We start from the raw sequence: 15,177 nt of genomic DNA on the forward strand, positions 1-15,177 counted from the left end.
ACTACCACAGATGAGGGCAAAACAAAAGCCGTACTGCCAAACAAATACAGCACGGCTCATCCTTTGATTTTATACTTCCATCATCTCTTCTTCTTTTTGCTTCGCAAGATCATCGATTTTCTTCACGTGTTCGTCGGTAAGCTTTTGAACTTCATCCTGAGATGAACGAAGATCGTCTTCAGTCAGCTCTCCGTCTTTTTCATCCTTCTTTAACTGGTCGTTGGTTTCACGACGGATATTCCTGATCTGTACCTTCGCTTCTTCTGCATACTTGCCGACAACTTTCGTCAGTTCTTTACGTCTTTCCTGAGTAAGTGCAGGAATGTTGATTCTTACAACATTACCGTCACTCGAAGGGGCCAAACCGAGATCAGCTTTCTGAATAGCTTTTTCCACTTCTGAAATCGCGGACTTATCATACGGTGTGATGACCAGAAGCCTCGGTTCAGGTGCGGAAACCTGGGCGAGCTGATTAAGCGGTGTAGAAGCTCCGTAATAATCTACATAAACAGCATCCAGAATTGCTGGATTGGCGCGTCCGGCACGAACAGTAGCCAATTGCTTAGAAAAAGCCTGGGTGGCTTTTTTCATTTGTTCTTTCGTTTCTTTGATCAATTTGTCAGACATGATTCATTTCCCCCTCACTAACGTTCCGATATCCTCGCCGAGCACGGCTTTTTTAATATTTCCTTCTTCCATAATCGAGAATACCAGTAAATCGATATCATTGTCCATACATAACGAAGAAGCTGTTGAATCCATGACTCCGAGCCCTTCGTTCAGTACGTCCATATAGGAAAGACGGTCATACTTTCTGGCATCAGCATTCAATGTCGGATCAGAGGTATAAACCCCGTCCACATTATTTTTAGCCATAAGTATTACATCCGCTTCCACTTCTGCCGCACGTAAGGCAGCAGTCGTATCTGTAGAAAAATACGGGTTCCCTGTGCCTGCCGCGAAAATTACGACACGCTTCTTTTCAAGATGACGAATTGCTTTTCTTCTGATATAAGGTTCAGCAACCTGGCGCATCTCGATGGAAGTCTGCACACGAGTAGGAATTCCGATATTCTCAAGACTATCCTGAAGAGCAAGAGAATTCATGACCGTTGCCAGCATCCCCATGTAGTCTGCATTGGCACGATCCATCCCCATCTGACTTCCGACCTTCCCACGCCAAATGTTGCCACCGCCGACTACGACAGCTACTTCGACACCAAGTTCGGCTACATCCTTGATTTGTTGGGCGACAGATTTGATGATTTTAGGTTCAATACCAAATCCATCCTCGCCACTAAGTGCTTCTCCGCTTAATTTCAACACGATTCTGTCATAACGAGCTGTTTTCATGATAACCTCCGTAGCAGCATTCAGCTTTAGTTTCACCTTAGAAAATAGGGAACACAGCGTGTCCCCTATTCTAGTTGAATGGTATTATTTTTTAACCTGACTCATCACTTCATCAGCAAAGTTCTCTTCACGTTTTTCCATACCTTCACCGACTCCGAAACGTGTGAATTCGTTGATCTTCGCACCTTTGGACTCGACAAACTGTTTCACTTTCTGATCAGGATCCTTGACGAAATCCTGTTCTAACAGGCAAATTTCCTGAAGGAACTTGCCAAGACGACCTTCTACCATCTTCTCCACAATGTTTTCAGGTTTACCTTCATTCAAAGCCTGTGTTTTCAACGTTTCGCGCTCAGTGTCCAATTCTTCCTCAGGCACCTGATCACGAGACGTGTAGCGAGGGCTTACTGCAGCAATATGCATTGCGATATCTTTAGCTGCAGCTTCGTCTGTTGAACCTTCAAGTACGGTAAGCGCACCGATGGATCCACCCATATGAAGATAAGCACCAAAAGCGTCGTTGTCTGTTTTTTCTCTTATAACGAAACGACGAAGCGAGATTTTTTCACCGATTTTAGCGATAACGTCAGTGATATAATCGCCGACTTTTTGACCTTCTCCATGAAGGGGCTGCTCAAGAGCTGTTTCTACATCCTCAGGCTTTTGTGAAATAATGTGATTTCCAAGCTCTTGCAAGAGTGTTTGGAACTGATCGTTTTTCACAACGAAATCCGTTTCACAGTTCACTTCGATCATAACAGCCGTATTACCGGATGTAACGATATAAGCGGAACCTTCTGCAGCAATACGGTCCGCTTTTTTGGCTGCTTTAGAGATTCCTTTTTCACGAAGCCAGTTCTGAGCTTCTTCCATATCTCCGTCCGTTTCTGTCAAGGCTTTCTTACAGTCCATCATTCCTGCGCCTGTAGCTTCGCGCAATTCTTTAACCATTTTTGCATTAATAGCCATTAATTGTTCCTCCTTGTATTTCGTTTGTATTTATAGAGACCATTTCTTTAACTCTGTCATCGTTCCTGGTTGATTTCATCTCTACGGGTGGGAGCTTGCCGCGGGCATGACGTAAACTTCCGGAATATCCCTACGTTCGATTCCGGTGATTTTCCGTTCATGCTTCTCCCACAGGCGTCTCCAACCTTCGTTTTGAAATAAACAACAGGCTTGAACAAAGCCTTTTCTTTAAAAAAGGTGATAAAAGGTTTCCCTCTTATCACCTCCTGAAACCTGCCTACTCTTCTACAGTTTCTGATTCATCTTTTGTTTCTTCTGCTTCTTCTTCAGCAACTTCTGCTTCTTCCTCTTCACCTTGTTTGGCTTCAAGAATCGCATCAGCCATTTTACCTGTAAGAAGTTTTACAGCACGAATAGCATCATCATTGGCAGGAATTACATAATCTATTTCATCCGGGTCACAGTTCGTGTCGACCATACCGACGATCGGAATGTTCAATTTATGAGCTTCCGCAATTGCGATACGTTCTTTGCGAGGGTCTACTACGAAAAGAGCGTCCGGAAGTTCTTCCATGTTACGGATACCACCCAAGAATTTCTCGAGTTTTTCTCTTTCTTTGTTCAATTCCATAACTTCTTTTTTAGGAAGAACATCGAAAGTTCCGTCTTCTTCCATGCGTTCGATATCTTTCAAACGAGTAATACGTTTACGAATTGTTTTGAAGTTAGTCAAAGTACCACCCAACCAACGCTGGTTGATATAGTACATACCTGCACGGTTCGCTTCTTCACGAACAGTGTCCTGTGCCTGTTTCTTCGTACCTACGAATAGAACTTTACCGCCATCAGCAGCAAGATCACGAACATAATTGAACGCTTCGTCCACTTTTTTCACTGTCTTCTGCAAGTCGATAATGTAGATACCATTACGCTCTGTGAAAATGTACTTTTTCATTTTCGGATTCCAACGACGTGTCTGGTGACCGAAATGAACTCCTGCTTCAAGCAGCTGTTTCATGGAAATAGCTGACATAATTAAAATCCTCCTGTTTGGTTTATTTTAGTATCCGCCGCTTCCTTCATTTTTCTTTGCGAACTTCCTCTACTTTCTTAAGAAAGCAACCCACATAGAAATCCGGAAACGTGTGTATTGACACCGAAAATTAATATACCACAACTTACGGTCGTTGACAAGTGAAGATTACGTCCCTCGATTGAATTTAAGCATTAAATCGACTTCCGTCTTCCCGAGATTAAGACTTCTGGCAATCTCTTCAGTTGAATACCCCTGCAACTCCATCTGCTTTACCCTCACCTGATCTGAAAGCTCCACTGTGCCTTCGTCTTCGATCTCAGGGGGATGATAGACGACACTCTGGTCCTCTTGAAGCCGGGGTTCCACCGTCTGCTGTTTCTCTTCCTGGTCTGACTGGTCGTAAGGACTGAGACTATGGCTTGTCATTTGTTGTTCGAAACGCTTGTTCTCTTCTTTGATTTCTTCCAGATATGATTGGAACGTCCCTTCAATTTCTCTGGCCATACGCTCCTGCTTTTCGGTGTCTTCGTCTTTACTGCGAAGTTTCGTGAACAATAGAAACAGGCCAAGGATGATTACCCCATCAATGATAAAATTGATGACTAACAAAAATGTGGTCATGTGCGTTTCACCAACTAACTGTAAACTGTAATAACATCAGTTTCTCTATTACTGGGGTACTACTTTTATTTCCCCTCTTTCCATACGGACATAAACATGATTTTGTTCCTGGTTAATCTGATACTCGTATTTTCCGAAGCCTATTTTCACGTTGGAATAAAGGACGCGGTCCACGGAAACCACAGCCTTCTCCACGTTACCCAGGGAGGCGTTCAATTCAAACAATTCATCTTTTAGTACGGCAACGTCAGCGTCCAGATACCCCATAGAATTCTTTTGTTTATGTAACAAGGATTTCTGTTTGTCGGAGAGGACTCCCTTTACTTTGTACACTTGCAGAAGCTTTTCCCCTATGGCCACCAGCTTCTGTTTTTCTTCTTCTTTCGACTGGATTTTGCTTTCGAATTCATCGACCTTTTCTTTGATTTTCTTGTTTATCCCCATAAAAATACGTGTCGGTGTATTCATACGATTCCCTATGTCTTTAGAACGTATTTCAAGGCCGGAAGAAGTACTCCCACCGATGATACCTCCGTTACTGCAAATCACGTATCTTTTTGCGGCACACTCACTATGGACGATCGATCTGTTTACGATAATATCCTGCCCCGCTTCGACATCACCCTGATTTATATACGAAGCTTTGACATCCATCCCGGCTATGAGACTACACTTTCCGACACCGGAGACACCGCCTTCTATAAAGATCGAACCACCCGCTTCCAGTCTGGCACCTTCCACCAGGCCCTTCACATTGATATCGGCCCCGGCTTTAATTACGTACCCGGTAGGTACATCTCCAGTGATCACTACCGAGCCTACGAAATGAATATTGCCGGTTTTCATATCTACATCCCCGTCCACCTGATAAACCGGATGAACCGAAAGATGTACTTCATCATAACTGACCTGTCCATCTATCCCTGCATAAAGAACACCGGAGTTCCGGTCATAAATTACATTTTTACCGGGACGGATTCTGGCGGGTTTCCCATGTCTCGGGGCAATCTCTTTTCCGTAGACGTTTTTTCCTTTTATTCCTTCCGTGGGATCGTGGATCATACCGAGAACTTCTCCTTCACGGACACTCGGTATTCTCATCACTTCCCGGAAATCATCTTTATCAACTTCATTTTTTTGAAAGGAGAGATCGACATTATAAGTGACAAAACCATTCTCTCCATTCACTGCCTGAGTGCCTTCTGCAACGCAGACAGGAAAAGTTACGACCTCTTCTTCAACAGAAGAAATGTTTCTATCATTCAGACCGTATATGATTCCTTCTTCTTTAAGAAATTGCACAGTAAAATCTCGAGTCAGAGTTTCCGTTTCGCTCTCTGCGTGAAGGTAGGCTTTCGTCTTATCTTCTGAAATACGAACTTCAATCGTTGAAATCATATGACCTCCCTCCCCGGCTTATCGTTGATACTTCCATAGCGATTCCCGGAGTTTAAATACAGCACGGGCATGGATTTGAGATATCCTCGAGGTTGTCAACTCCATCACTTTACCAATTTCTGTTAGCGTTAACTCTTCTTCATAAAAGAGACTTAATACTAGTTGCTCTTTATCATTCAACTGCTTGATTTCTTCAATGAGTTCCCTGATATTCTCGTCCTTAACGACCGACTCATCGGGTAACTCCCCTTGCTCATCAGGAATCATATACCCGATCCCCTCTTTATGTTCATCTCCTGTATCTTTCGGTTTTTCTTCTACAGATAGCACATTGGAAAAGTAAGCATCTTTCGTGATTTCTTCGACTTCCTGAGGCGTCATCTCAAGCACTTCGGCAATTTCATGGGAATCTGGGCTTCTTCCCAGTGTCTGTTCCAGAGTTTCCGCCGCTTGCTCGATTTTTTTGGATTTATCGCGCACCGTTCGTGGCAACCAATCTTCTTTTCGCAATCCGTCAATAATGGAGCCCTTTATTCTGAAAGAGGCATAGGTTACAAATTTCAATTCACGTCCTAGATCAAACTTCTTCAGGGCATCGTATAACCCGAAGTAAGCCAGACTTTTGATATCATCTTTGCTCACACTTTTCGGTAAGTGCTGAGATATTCGCTGGACCTGATAACTGACAAGATATTCATATTGAACTATCAATTCATTTGCGGCATCTTTATCATTCTGATTTAGCCAACGATCCCACAATTTCTGCTCCTCGGAAGAAATTGAGTTCGACATGCTACACCTCCCTATACTGCCGGCTTCATGTTAGTTCGTTCCTTTGTCTTGATTCATAAGCTCTTTTATAATCCTGGATGTTTCTTCACCATCTTCATCTTCTCCCGCGTCGCTGTGCTCCTGAGCCTGAGTTCTCTCGATTTCATCTTCAGCAACACTCTCATTCGTTTCCGGAGTAGATACCTTAGTTACGATAGCCCGAATAAGAAAAACTGTTATAAACAAAATTATAAAAGCGATACCCGAACGAAGCAAAGAAGTCAAAAGAGGGTTTACCCGCCAACTGAGGAGAAAAGCAGTCAGTGCGACAAGCATTGATATCCATATATTCCAGCGGATAGACCCGATCATTTCAGCACCTTTTCGCCTGCATTCACAGTTTTGACGGTCAGCTCGTAAGATTCGATATTGAATTCAATCGTCCGCCCGTTACTACCGCCGGTCTCCTCGGCAATGACCGGAACCCCTCTTTTTTTCATTTCCAATTTTACAGCTTCTGTATTCCTTGGTCCAATACGCATCAAATCACTGGAAGTTTTAAATCGAAACATCTGAGCACCTCCGACGATGATTGCTTTCATACCATGTTTGTTCATACCTTCCTCCACCAACGTTCGGAAAAGGTAGTCAATTGCTGTATCCGCATATTTCATCGGATTGAAATCATTCTTTTTTGCCATTTTCGATTCAGACAGCATAATATGAGCCATCCCTGCCACATTCGAAAAGGGATTGTATATTACGATGCCTACACAAGAACCTAAACCGGTAGTCTTAAGAATATAAGGGGCCCTGGCGACTTTTGCATCGGATATCCCTACCTTGATGATTGCTTTTGTCTCAGTACTCATCAGTAGATACTCCCAAGGATTCGAAGATCACTCTGTAAGACCCGGGATCGGGCAACAAGAGAAAATATCCATTGATCCCCTCGTCCTTCAACGGATCGAGCAATACGGTCTCAACTATGATGACTTCGTCCGTCTCATTTGACACTTCGACGAGACCTGAATTCACAATGGCTCCGAACATGTCTACAGTAAGTTCCGGGACACTTGGCTGTAAATCGAGTTTCGTGAAATCCGACAGGGCACTCAAATAAGAACCGGCCAAAATATTACCTAATTCCTGAGCGGCTGAATACATCATCGTTCCTGCACTCAAGTCCTTAAAGGAACCTTGGGTCTGTCCTATCATTTCCTTCGTGAAATAATCAGCCTGGTCGGGTTGCAGAATAAAAAACATCGTTGCAGGAGCATCTCCCAGCACTCGGAGAAAAGTTGTGACCACCATCTCTTCTGGACCACCTGTCATTTCTGTCGCTTCTTCGAAAGTAGCTTTTCTTACTGTAGGAACCTTCATGTCAATGGTCCGATCCAACAAATCGGAAAGGGACGTTGCAGCATGACCTGCGCCGATATTTCCAATCTCCTTAAGTACATCCAACTGAAATTCCCCTATTCCGTCACTCATCAATAACTCTCCGAAGATTTCAGCTCCAGCATTTCTTCTTTTGACAACACCTTGGAAAGATTCAGAAGAACGAGCAGACGTTTCCCTATTTTAGCTACACCTTGAATGTAATCCGCTTCGACATTTCCGACGACTTCAGGCGGGGGTTCCACCTGACTTGAATTGAGATCGAGGACATCATTAGCATGATCCACTACAAGCCCGACGCTCATCTGATCGATAGCTACAATAATCACTCGTGTATGATCTGCGTGCTCATTTCTGAAGAGACCGAACCGTTCCCTCAAATCAAGCACCGGAGTGACAACCCCACGTAAATTCATAACCCCCTCCACAAACGAAGGAGTCCCCGGGACACGGGTGATCGGCATCATCCTTTCAATAGCATGAACCTGTTCCACCGGAATTGCATATTCCTCATCTTCAATTTGAAACACAATGACCTTGAAATCATTCAATTCTTCCTCCATATCTTCAAACCCCCTTTTATTTAATCAGAGCATTACTGTCTATAATCAACGCGACCTGTCCATCTCCTAATATCGTTGCGCCTGAAATCGCAAAAACTCCTGATAAATAATCACCGAGAGATTTAAGTACAACTTCCTGTTGGCCAATGAAGGAATCGACGACAAGACCTGCCATCTTCTCTCCCTTTCGGACCATTACGAGAGAGTAATATTCTTCCTCTTCAAGTTCTTTTGGTACTTCGAATATATCTTCAAGGAATACAAGAGGAACTACTTTCCCACGAAAATCAATCACTTTTTTATTATGGGCGTGCATTATATCGTCCTTACTTACAATCGCAGTCTCAATAATAGAAGAGAGGGGTACTGCATATTTTTCCTTCTGAACTTCGACAAGCATGACGGATATGATGGATAACGTTAGCGGAAGTTGGATGGAAAACGTGCTGCCCCTGTCGAGCTCAGACTGAATTGCAATCGTTCCTCCGAGGGACTCGATCGTATTTTTAACGACATCAAGACCTACCCCCCGTCCAGATAGATCCGAGACTTCATCAGCTGTGGAGAAGCCACTGGCCATTATCAGTTCGTTCACCTTATCATTAGACATTGCATCTGCCTGTTCACGTGTCACCACTTCATTTGAAATCGCTTTTTGGATAACTTTTTCCCGGTTGATCCCCGCTCCATCATCACTTATTTCGATGAACACGTGATTACCGCTATGATAGGCTTTCAGCTGGAGATTTCCTTGAGGATCTTTTCCGTTAGCCTTACGTTTATCCGGGGTTTCAATGCCGTGATCGAGAGCGTTCCGGATCAGATGAATCAGAGGATCGCCGATCTCATCGATGACCGTTCTGTCGAGTTCGGTTTCCTGTCCGATGATCTCCAAATTGATCTCTTTATTCAGATCTCTTGAAATTTGACGTACCATACGAGGGAAGCGGTTGAAAACCTGTTCTACCGGCACCATCCGCATATTCAGAATGATAGATTGCAGATCTCCAGAAACTCTGGACATACGCTCCACTGTTTCCGTCAATTCGGTGTTTTTGAGGTCGTCAGAAATCTGTTCCAGGCGGCCCCTGTCAATGACCAGCTCTTCGAATAAATTCATGAGATCGTCCAGTCTATCGATGTTCACCCTGATCGTTTTGTTTGCCACTTTCCGATTTTTCTCTTCCTTTGTGCCGGGAGAATCGCTCTGTTCTTCAATCTCGTTCGTTTCATTTTCTTCTCTGACTGTTTGTTCTTCAGCTTCCGTTTCTTCTGCAACCACCTGGTAGCTTTGCACATCTACGTCTTCAATCTCCGAAACCTTCATTATCTTAGCTTTGATTTCATCGACTTGCTTATCTGTGACCAGCAACACTTCAAAGAAAGATTCGAATTCTTCGTTTTCGAGCGCTTCTGCATGAGGATGACTCTGAACCACTTCCCCGAGCTGTTCCAGCACTTCGAACACCATAAATACTCTAGCTGCTTTCAACATACAATCCTCACGTAGTGTGATTATTACGTGAAAGTTAAACATCCCTTGTTCGTGTGATTCTTCCAGCACGGTCTGCACAAATCGATCGACCTGGAAACCGGCGGAAGTCGGAGCGTCTGTTTTGGTTTGATCAGAGACCTTATCAATCTGTTCCGGACTTTGTCCTGTTTCGATGTTTTGTAATTTAGCTACGACTTTTTCGACGTCTCTCGCTCCTGTCCCACCTTCTTGAACGTCAAGAAGCATAGCTTCGAGATCATCCACGGACTCGAATACGACATCCAGCATAGATGGATCTACATCTATTTCTTCTTTTCTTACCCGGTCAAGAACATTCTCCATTTTGTGTGTGAGATTCGATATATCCTGATACCCCATTGTTGCTGCCATACCTTTTAATGTATGTGCTGCACGAAAAATTTCTTCAACTATGGAAATCTCTCCTGGAGCATTTTCAAGATGAAGCAGCTGATCGTTTATTGTCTGTAAATTCTCTTTACTTTCATCGATGAAAACTTCTAAATATTGATTATTTTCCATGACCTTACCCCCTTAGCGGATGGTTGCTTTATGAATCCCTCTGGCGATGTCCTTTAATGTCAAAACTTCATCAGCTAATCCCGAGACGACGACTGACTTCGGCATACCGTAAACGATACAGCTCTCTTCTGCTTCGGCGATCGAATGGGTTCCCGGCAAGGCTTTCTTCAACCTGATCAATCCTTCCGTCCCATCCGCTCCCATGCCAGTCATTACAACCGTTACCAGATGATGGGATATAAGAGAAGTCAGGGAATCGAACAGATAATTCACCGAAGGCCGATGACCGAATATTTCTTCATTTTCACTTAAAACTATAGTAAGTTCGGGACTCTCTTTCACACTTAAATGATAACCACCAGGTGCTATATATGCCGTCCCTTCCAATATTCTTTCCCCGTGTTCCGCCTCTTTCACATGAATTTGTGCCAGTTTATTGAGACGATCGGCTAAGGATTTAGTGAACCCTGGCGGCATATGCTGGACGATGAGTATCGGACTCGGAAAATCAATGGGAAGACTCGTAAGTACTTCCTGTAAAGCTCTCGGGCCTCCTGTCGAGGTTCCTATCGCGATGAGTGAACGTGAAGGCTTGTTGGTAGTCACAGTCGGAATCCTCTCATCTCTTGCTGTGCCAATCATTTTAGGAACTTTCGCTTTAGAGGCAGTAATCACTTTCTGCACGATTTGCTTCTTTATGTTATTGATATCGAGCGAAATTGAACCGGAGGGTTTCGGGATGAAATCCACCGCTCCTGCACTCAAGGCCTGCACTGTGTTTTCCGCTCCGTTTTGAGTCAGGCTCGATAGCATGACTACAGGTCTCGGGTATTTCTCCATGATGATCTCAAGAGCCCTTATCCCATCCATTTTAGGCATTTCAATATCCATGGTGACTACATCGGGGTCGAATTTCTCCACTTTTAAAAGAGCATCTTCCCCGTTCCTTGCGGTAGCAATAACATATAGTCGCGGATCCTCCTCGATCATCTCATGAATCATTTTTCTCATGAAAGCCGAGTCGTCAACAATTAGAACAGATTGCTTTTCCATCACCATCTACCTTTCAGTAACCATCTTTTTCAATTTCTGCAGGAAGGACCCATCCCCTTTTTCTTCCCTGCCTTCTACATATGCGCGAACCACAGCCTTCAAGGATTTCCCTGCCTTACTCGCCGGAAATTCTTGGATAAATGGACTCTGGAGATGGACAGCTTTCATCACTGCTTTATCATCGATCAGAACTCCGAGGGATTTAACATCTTTTTCTAAGAAATTTGAAACGACTGATTGTATGCGATCCAATGATCTATTGCCCTGCCTATCATTCAGTGCGCGATTCATCAATATGGAGATACTCATTCCAGGAGACATTGCATAGATATGCTTGACCATCGAATAAGCATCTGTAAGAGAAGTAGGTTCTGTAGTGGTAATAATGAAAGTTTCATCTGAAGCGGCTATGAACTGGAGGCTTTCTTCATTTGCCCCTGCACCCATATCGAAAAAAATGTAGTCGTAGTCGTAAAGTAGAGATTCGAATTCGGAGAGGAAATAAGCGAACTCCTCTTTTTCAACATGGAAAAATTGACTGAGGCTTGATCCGCCGGCTATATACGGTAAGGAATTAGGTCCCTTTTCTATGATGTCACGTATCGGAATGTTTCTATGAAACAGGTCTACCATATGATAGGCAGGGGAAAGACCAAGGAGAATATCAATATTTCCCATTCCTATATCCAAATCGATGACGAGCACCTTTTTTTGATAGGACATCAATTCAAGTGCAAAATTGATGGTAACGTTCGATTTACCGACCCCGCCTTTGCCACTTGCTACTGAAATCACCTTTGCTTTTTTTCCATTTTGTTTCTGACGTAACCGCATCCTTAATTTTTCAGCCTGATCGCTCATCAGAAGCAAGCTCCTTCCTCAGTTTCTCGATTAGTTCCGATAACGAAGCGGAAGAAATATCGTCGGGAACGCTTTGCCCTTTCGTCACATAAGAAATACCGATCCGATGTTTGAGAGCAAGACTGATAGCAGCGCCATAACTTCCTGTTTCATCCATCTTCGTAAAAATCAGAGAATGGAGAGGGACACTTGAAAATTGATTGAATACAGATTCTATATCCTGGAATTTGCTTGTCATGGATAAAACGAGCACCGTCTCCGCATCTTTCCTGAAATCAATGACTTGCCGGAGCTCTTCGACGTAGGCGGGATCCTTATAATTCCTACCCGCCGTATCCACGATGACAAAGTCCTTGTCCTTCATTTTCTCTCTCGCTGTGAGATAATCCTCAATGTTGTAAGCGACCTCCATAGGTACATCCAGCAGTTTCGCGTACGTCTGCAACTGCTCGATTGCTGCTATCCGGTACGTATCTGTAGTAATGAACCCTACAGAAAGCCCTTCATTCAACATTGCATCGGCTGCAAGCTTAGCAGCCGTAGTCGTCTTTCCGACACCGGTCGGTCCGATAAGATGCAGGAACTTTTTGCTTTTGTTTATAGACGAGGCAGGGACCTGAGTGGCCTCCCCGGTCAGATACTCTTGAGTTGCAATGGAAAGAAGGCTTTCCCCCTCCTTTCCGGAAAGGATTTCCTCAATGAATTCAGAAGCCAGTTCCTGGTTCTGAAGTTTTGCATAATGTTCTTTCACTTCAGACGTGTCCATTTTTTCGGCCCTGATCAAAGTCTTCAACTGATCGAGTTCCTGCATGAGTAACTCATTACCAGAAGCTTCCTGCAGAGGCGTTCGTTCTTTTTCCACTGGTGCTGAAGTAACCTCCGGACGCAACGGCTTCGAAGCTTCCGGATCTCTGGCTGCTATCACTTCTATTTCTTTTTTTCTGAAGAACCCGAGAAATCCTTTACTTTTCACTTCTTTGGAATTGAGGATGACAGCTTCCGTCCCCATTTCCTGTTTCACTTTCTTCATTGCTTTCGGCATTGATTCAGCCTGAAATTTTTTCACCTTCATTCCATATTCACCACCCCGACGCTTTGAACTTCGACACTTGGATCGATTTCGTTATAGGAAAGTACAACGACCTGTGGCAGGAACCTGTCCAACAGTTGTTTCACATACATACGAATAGCCGGAGAGCACAATACAATCGCGGTTTCTTCCTGAAGGGATAACTGTTCAGCGAGTTGAGCGATACGTTGTGTGATCATCTGCTGTTTCTCTGGATCGAGAGCAAGAAAACTTCCATGTTCCGTTTGTTGCACATGATCAGCTATCAGTTTTTCCACTTGCCCGGAGATCGTCACTACTTTGATCGTCCCGTCCTCTTTTTTATATTGATTGGTGATTTGAACAGCCAATGACTGACGTGCATACTCTCCGAGGAGGTCCGTATCATTCGTCATTTTCGCAAAATCTGCCAGCGTTTCAAAAATGACCGGGAGATTTTTCACGGAAACGTTTTCTCTCAACAGTTTTGCAAGAACCTTTTGCACATCCCCTACGTGGAGAGGTTCCGGTGTCACTTCTTCGACCAGAATAGGGTAGGATTCCTTAAGGTGATCGATGAGCTTCTGTGTTTCCTGGCGTCCCAGTAATTCATGGGAGTACCGTTTGATGATTTCTGTGATGTGGGTAGAAACGACAGAAGGAGGGTCCACAACCGTATAGCCGGTGAGTTCCGCTTCATCCTTCATATCTTCTGTCACCCATTTCGCAGGTAAGCCGAACGCCGGTTCCACGGTTTCGATCCCTTCGATTTCTTCATCGTCATCCCCGGGAGTCATCGCCAGGTAATGGTCAAGTAACAGTTCTCCTGTGGCCACTTCATTCCCTTTGATTTTTAAACGGTACTCATTCGGGTTCAACTGGATATTATCACGGATCCTGACTACAGGTATGACAATTCCAAGTTCAATCGCCAGTTGCCTGCGGATCATGACGATTCGATCGAGCAGATCCCCGCCCTGGTTCGCATCAGCGATCGGAATAAGCGCGTATCCGAACTCGAATTCTATCGGATCCATGCTTATGAGGTCGACAACGTTATCGGGCGATCTCATCTGTTCACTTTCTGTTGCGTCATCTTCTTCCGGTTCTTCTATTTCAGGTTCCGAAGATTCCCGGGATAACCAGAAACCGCCGAAAATCAAAAAGGAAGAGATCATTAGCGTCAGAGAGAAAGGAATAGGAGTAAGTCCTAATAAAAATATCGCTCCTCCGGCTACGTATAGAAGTTTCGGAAAACGAAGAAGCTGATCGGTCACGTCGTTACCCAGATTACCTTTGGAGGCGACTCTTGTGACAACGATACCGGTAGCAGTGGATAAAAGAAGAGCCGGAATCTGACTGACAAGCCCGTCTCCTACAGTAAGTCTCATGTATGTATCAATCGCTTCCTGAAAACCTAAGCCCATCTGCACCATACCGATGATAAGTCCAAAAATGATATTCATCAAAACGATGATGATTCCGGCGATGGCGTCTCCTTTTACGAATTTACTGGCACCATCCATAGCCCCATAGAAATCCGCTTCCTGCTCCACCTTGTCCCGTCGTTCTTTAGCCTGATGTTCATTGATCATGCCTGCGTTCAGATCCGCATCAATACTCATCTGCTTACCGGGCATGGCGTCAAGGGTGAAACGGGCGGCAACTTCAGAGACCCGCTCCGCGCCTTTAGTGATGACAAGGAACTGGATGATCACCAGAATGACGAATACTACGAAACCTACGAGCGCGTTCCCGCCGATAACGAAAGTCCCGAACGTTTCAATAACCTGTCCTGCCTGGGCTTCCGAAAGAATCGATCTGGTAGTAGAAACGTTAAGGCCCAGTCTGAACAAAGTCATCAATAATAGAAGAGTCGGAAACACGGCAAACTGAAGCACATCATCCATGTTCATCGATACAAGGATAACGAGAAGAGCCAATGTGATATTCACCAATATCAAAAAGCTTAAAAGCCATCCAGGAAGAGGTATGACCAACATGACGATAATTAATATGATTCCTAATAATACTGATAAATCTCTGGCTGACATGATCGTCTCTCCTT

The 15,177-nt window shown here is 44.2% G+C and carries 16 protein-coding genes; all 16 read right to left on the minus strand.

Annotated features, from left to right (window positions below):
• Positions 1 to 69 precede the first annotated feature (69 nt).
• A complete protein-coding gene (gene frr / locus BW944_RS01875; protein WP_076556638.1) occupies positions 70 to 627 on the minus strand; it encodes a ribosome recycling factor in 558 nt (185 codons plus the stop codon).
• 3 nt (positions 628 to 630) lie between these two features.
• Positions 631 to 1,353 carry a UMP kinase gene (gene pyrH, locus BW944_RS01880; protein WP_076556639.1) on the minus strand — a complete coding sequence of 241 codons (723 nt, stop codon included), beginning with the start codon at positions 1,351 to 1,353 and terminating at the stop codon, positions 631 to 633.
• An 84-nt stretch (positions 1,354 to 1,437) separates the two neighbouring features.
• Positions 1,438 to 2,322: a translation elongation factor Ts gene (tsf, locus tag BW944_RS01885; protein WP_076556640.1), complete on the minus strand. Its 885-nt coding sequence runs from the start codon at positions 2,320 to 2,322 to the stop codon at positions 1,438 to 1,440.
• A gap of 277 nt (positions 2,323 to 2,599) precedes the next feature.
• The gene (rpsB, locus tag BW944_RS01890; RefSeq protein WP_076556641.1) at positions 2,600 to 3,355 is read right to left on the minus strand and encodes a 30S ribosomal protein S2; all 756 of its coding nucleotides are present in this window, start codon (positions 3,353 to 3,355) and stop codon (positions 2,600 to 2,602) included.
• Between the two features lie 168 nt (positions 3,356 to 3,523).
• A complete protein-coding gene (locus BW944_RS01895; protein WP_076556642.1) occupies positions 3,524 to 3,979 on the minus strand; it encodes a DUF6115 domain-containing protein in 456 nt (151 codons plus the stop codon).
• 48 nt (positions 3,980 to 4,027) lie between these two features.
• Complete coding sequence (locus tag BW944_RS01900; RefSeq protein ID WP_076556643.1) at positions 4,028 to 5,377, minus strand: DUF342 domain-containing protein; 1,350 nt, start codon at positions 5,375 to 5,377, stop codon at positions 4,028 to 4,030.
• Positions 5,378 to 5,395: 18 nt separating this feature from the next.
• Positions 5,396 to 6,169: a FliA/WhiG family RNA polymerase sigma factor gene (locus tag BW944_RS01905; RefSeq protein WP_076556644.1), complete on the minus strand. Its 774-nt coding sequence runs from the start codon at positions 6,167 to 6,169 to the stop codon at positions 5,396 to 5,398.
• 30 nt (positions 6,170 to 6,199) lie between these two features.
• A complete protein-coding gene (locus tag BW944_RS01910) occupies positions 6,200 to 6,520 on the minus strand; it encodes a hypothetical protein (protein WP_076556645.1) in 321 nt (106 codons plus the stop codon).
• The gene (locus BW944_RS01915) at positions 6,517 to 7,020 is read right to left on the minus strand and encodes a chemotaxis protein CheD (protein ID WP_076556646.1); all 504 of its coding nucleotides are present in this window, start codon (positions 7,018 to 7,020) and stop codon (positions 6,517 to 6,519) included. Before BW944_RS01915 ends, BW944_RS01910 begins: the two co-directional genes overlap by 4 nt.
• Positions 7,010 to 7,642, minus strand: a complete 633-nt coding sequence (locus BW944_RS01920) for a chemotaxis protein CheC (RefSeq protein WP_076556647.1) — start codon at positions 7,640 to 7,642, stop codon at positions 7,010 to 7,012. The genes BW944_RS01915 and BW944_RS01920 overlap by 11 nt, the downstream gene beginning before the upstream one ends.
• Positions 7,642 to 8,112 (minus strand): chemotaxis protein CheW, encoded by a 471-nt coding sequence (locus BW944_RS01925; RefSeq protein ID WP_076556648.1) that lies wholly within the window; start codon positions 8,110 to 8,112, stop codon positions 7,642 to 7,644. Before BW944_RS01925 ends, BW944_RS01920 begins: the two co-directional genes overlap by 1 nt.
• A gap of 16 nt (positions 8,113 to 8,128) precedes the next feature.
• On the minus strand, positions 8,129 to 10,147 hold the full coding sequence (locus tag BW944_RS01930; RefSeq protein ID WP_076556649.1) for a chemotaxis protein CheA: 2,019 nt from the start codon (positions 10,145 to 10,147) through the stop codon (positions 8,129 to 8,131).
• Positions 10,148 to 10,159: 12 nt separating this feature from the next.
• On the minus strand, positions 10,160 to 11,200 hold the full coding sequence (locus tag BW944_RS01935; protein ID WP_076556650.1) for a protein-glutamate methylesterase/protein-glutamine glutaminase: 1,041 nt from the start codon (positions 11,198 to 11,200) through the stop codon (positions 10,160 to 10,162).
• 6 nt (positions 11,201 to 11,206) lie between these two features.
• Positions 11,207 to 12,061: a MinD/ParA family protein gene (locus BW944_RS01940; RefSeq protein WP_084193584.1), complete on the minus strand. Its 855-nt coding sequence runs from the start codon at positions 12,059 to 12,061 to the stop codon at positions 11,207 to 11,209.
• The gene (gene flhF / locus BW944_RS01945) at positions 12,045 to 13,133 is read right to left on the minus strand and encodes a flagellar biosynthesis GTPase FlhF (RefSeq protein WP_076556651.1); all 1,089 of its coding nucleotides are present in this window, start codon (positions 13,131 to 13,133) and stop codon (positions 12,045 to 12,047) included. Before flhF ends, BW944_RS01940 begins: the two co-directional genes overlap by 17 nt.
• Complete coding sequence (gene flhA, locus BW944_RS01950; RefSeq protein WP_076556652.1) at positions 13,130 to 15,163, minus strand: flagellar biosynthesis protein FlhA; 2,034 nt, start codon at positions 15,161 to 15,163, stop codon at positions 13,130 to 13,132. Before flhA ends, flhF begins: the two co-directional genes overlap by 4 nt.
• Positions 15,164 to 15,177: the final 14 nt, after the last annotated feature.

The organism is Salimicrobium flavidum (genome assembly GCF_900156645.1).
GTDB classification, from domain to species: domain Bacteria; phylum Bacillota; class Bacilli; order Bacillales; family Halobacillaceae; genus Salimicrobium; species Salimicrobium flavidum.

Bases quoted from the DNA above. Each gene is read 5' to 3' on its own strand.
- frr (WP_076556638.1), bottom strand. From the start codon at position 627: ATGTCTGACAAATTGATCAAAGAAACGAAAGAACAAATGAAAAAAGCC.
- pyrH (WP_076556639.1), bottom strand. From the start codon at position 1,353: ATGAAAACAGCTCGTTATGACAGAATCGTGTTGAAATTAAGCGGAGAA.
- tsf (WP_076556640.1), bottom strand. From the start codon at position 2,322: ATGGCTATTAATGCAAAAATGGTTAAAGAATTGCGCGAAGCTACAGGC.
- rpsB (WP_076556641.1), bottom strand. From the start codon at position 3,355: ATGTCAGCTATTTCCATGAAACAGCTGCTTGAAGCAGGAGTTCATTTC.
- BW944_RS01895 (WP_076556642.1), bottom strand. From the start codon at position 3,979: ATGACCACATTTTTGTTAGTCATCAATTTTATCATTGATGGGGTAATC.
- BW944_RS01900 (WP_076556643.1), bottom strand. From the start codon at position 5,377: ATGATTTCAACGATTGAAGTTCGTATTTCAGAAGATAAGACGAAAGCC.
- BW944_RS01905 (WP_076556644.1), bottom strand. From the start codon at position 6,169: ATGTCGAACTCAATTTCTTCCGAGGAGCAGAAATTGTGGGATCGTTGG.
- BW944_RS01910 (WP_076556645.1), bottom strand. From the start codon at position 6,520: ATGATCGGGTCTATCCGCTGGAATATATGGATATCAATGCTTGTCGCA.
- BW944_RS01915 (WP_076556646.1), bottom strand. From the start codon at position 7,020: ATGAGTACTGAGACAAAAGCAATCATCAAGGTAGGGATATCCGATGCA.
- BW944_RS01920 (WP_076556647.1), bottom strand. From the start codon at position 7,642: ATGAGTGACGGAATAGGGGAATTTCAGTTGGATGTACTTAAGGAGATT.
- BW944_RS01925 (WP_076556648.1), bottom strand. From the start codon at position 8,112: ATGGAGGAAGAATTGAATGATTTCAAGGTCATTGTGTTTCAAATTGAA.
- BW944_RS01930 (WP_076556649.1), bottom strand. From the start codon at position 10,147: ATGGAAAATAATCAATATTTAGAAGTTTTCATCGATGAAAGTAAAGAG.
- BW944_RS01935 (WP_076556650.1), bottom strand. From the start codon at position 11,200: ATGGAAAAGCAATCTGTTCTAATTGTTGACGACTCGGCTTTCATGAGA.
- BW944_RS01940 (WP_084193584.1), bottom strand. From the start codon at position 12,061: ATGAGCGATCAGGCTGAAAAATTAAGGATGCGGTTACGTCAGAAACAA.
- flhF (WP_076556651.1), bottom strand. From the start codon at position 13,133: ATGAAGGTGAAAAAATTTCAGGCTGAATCAATGCCGAAAGCAATGAAG.
- flhA (WP_076556652.1), bottom strand. From the start codon at position 15,163: ATGTCAGCCAGAGATTTATCAGTATTATTAGGAATCATATTAATTATC.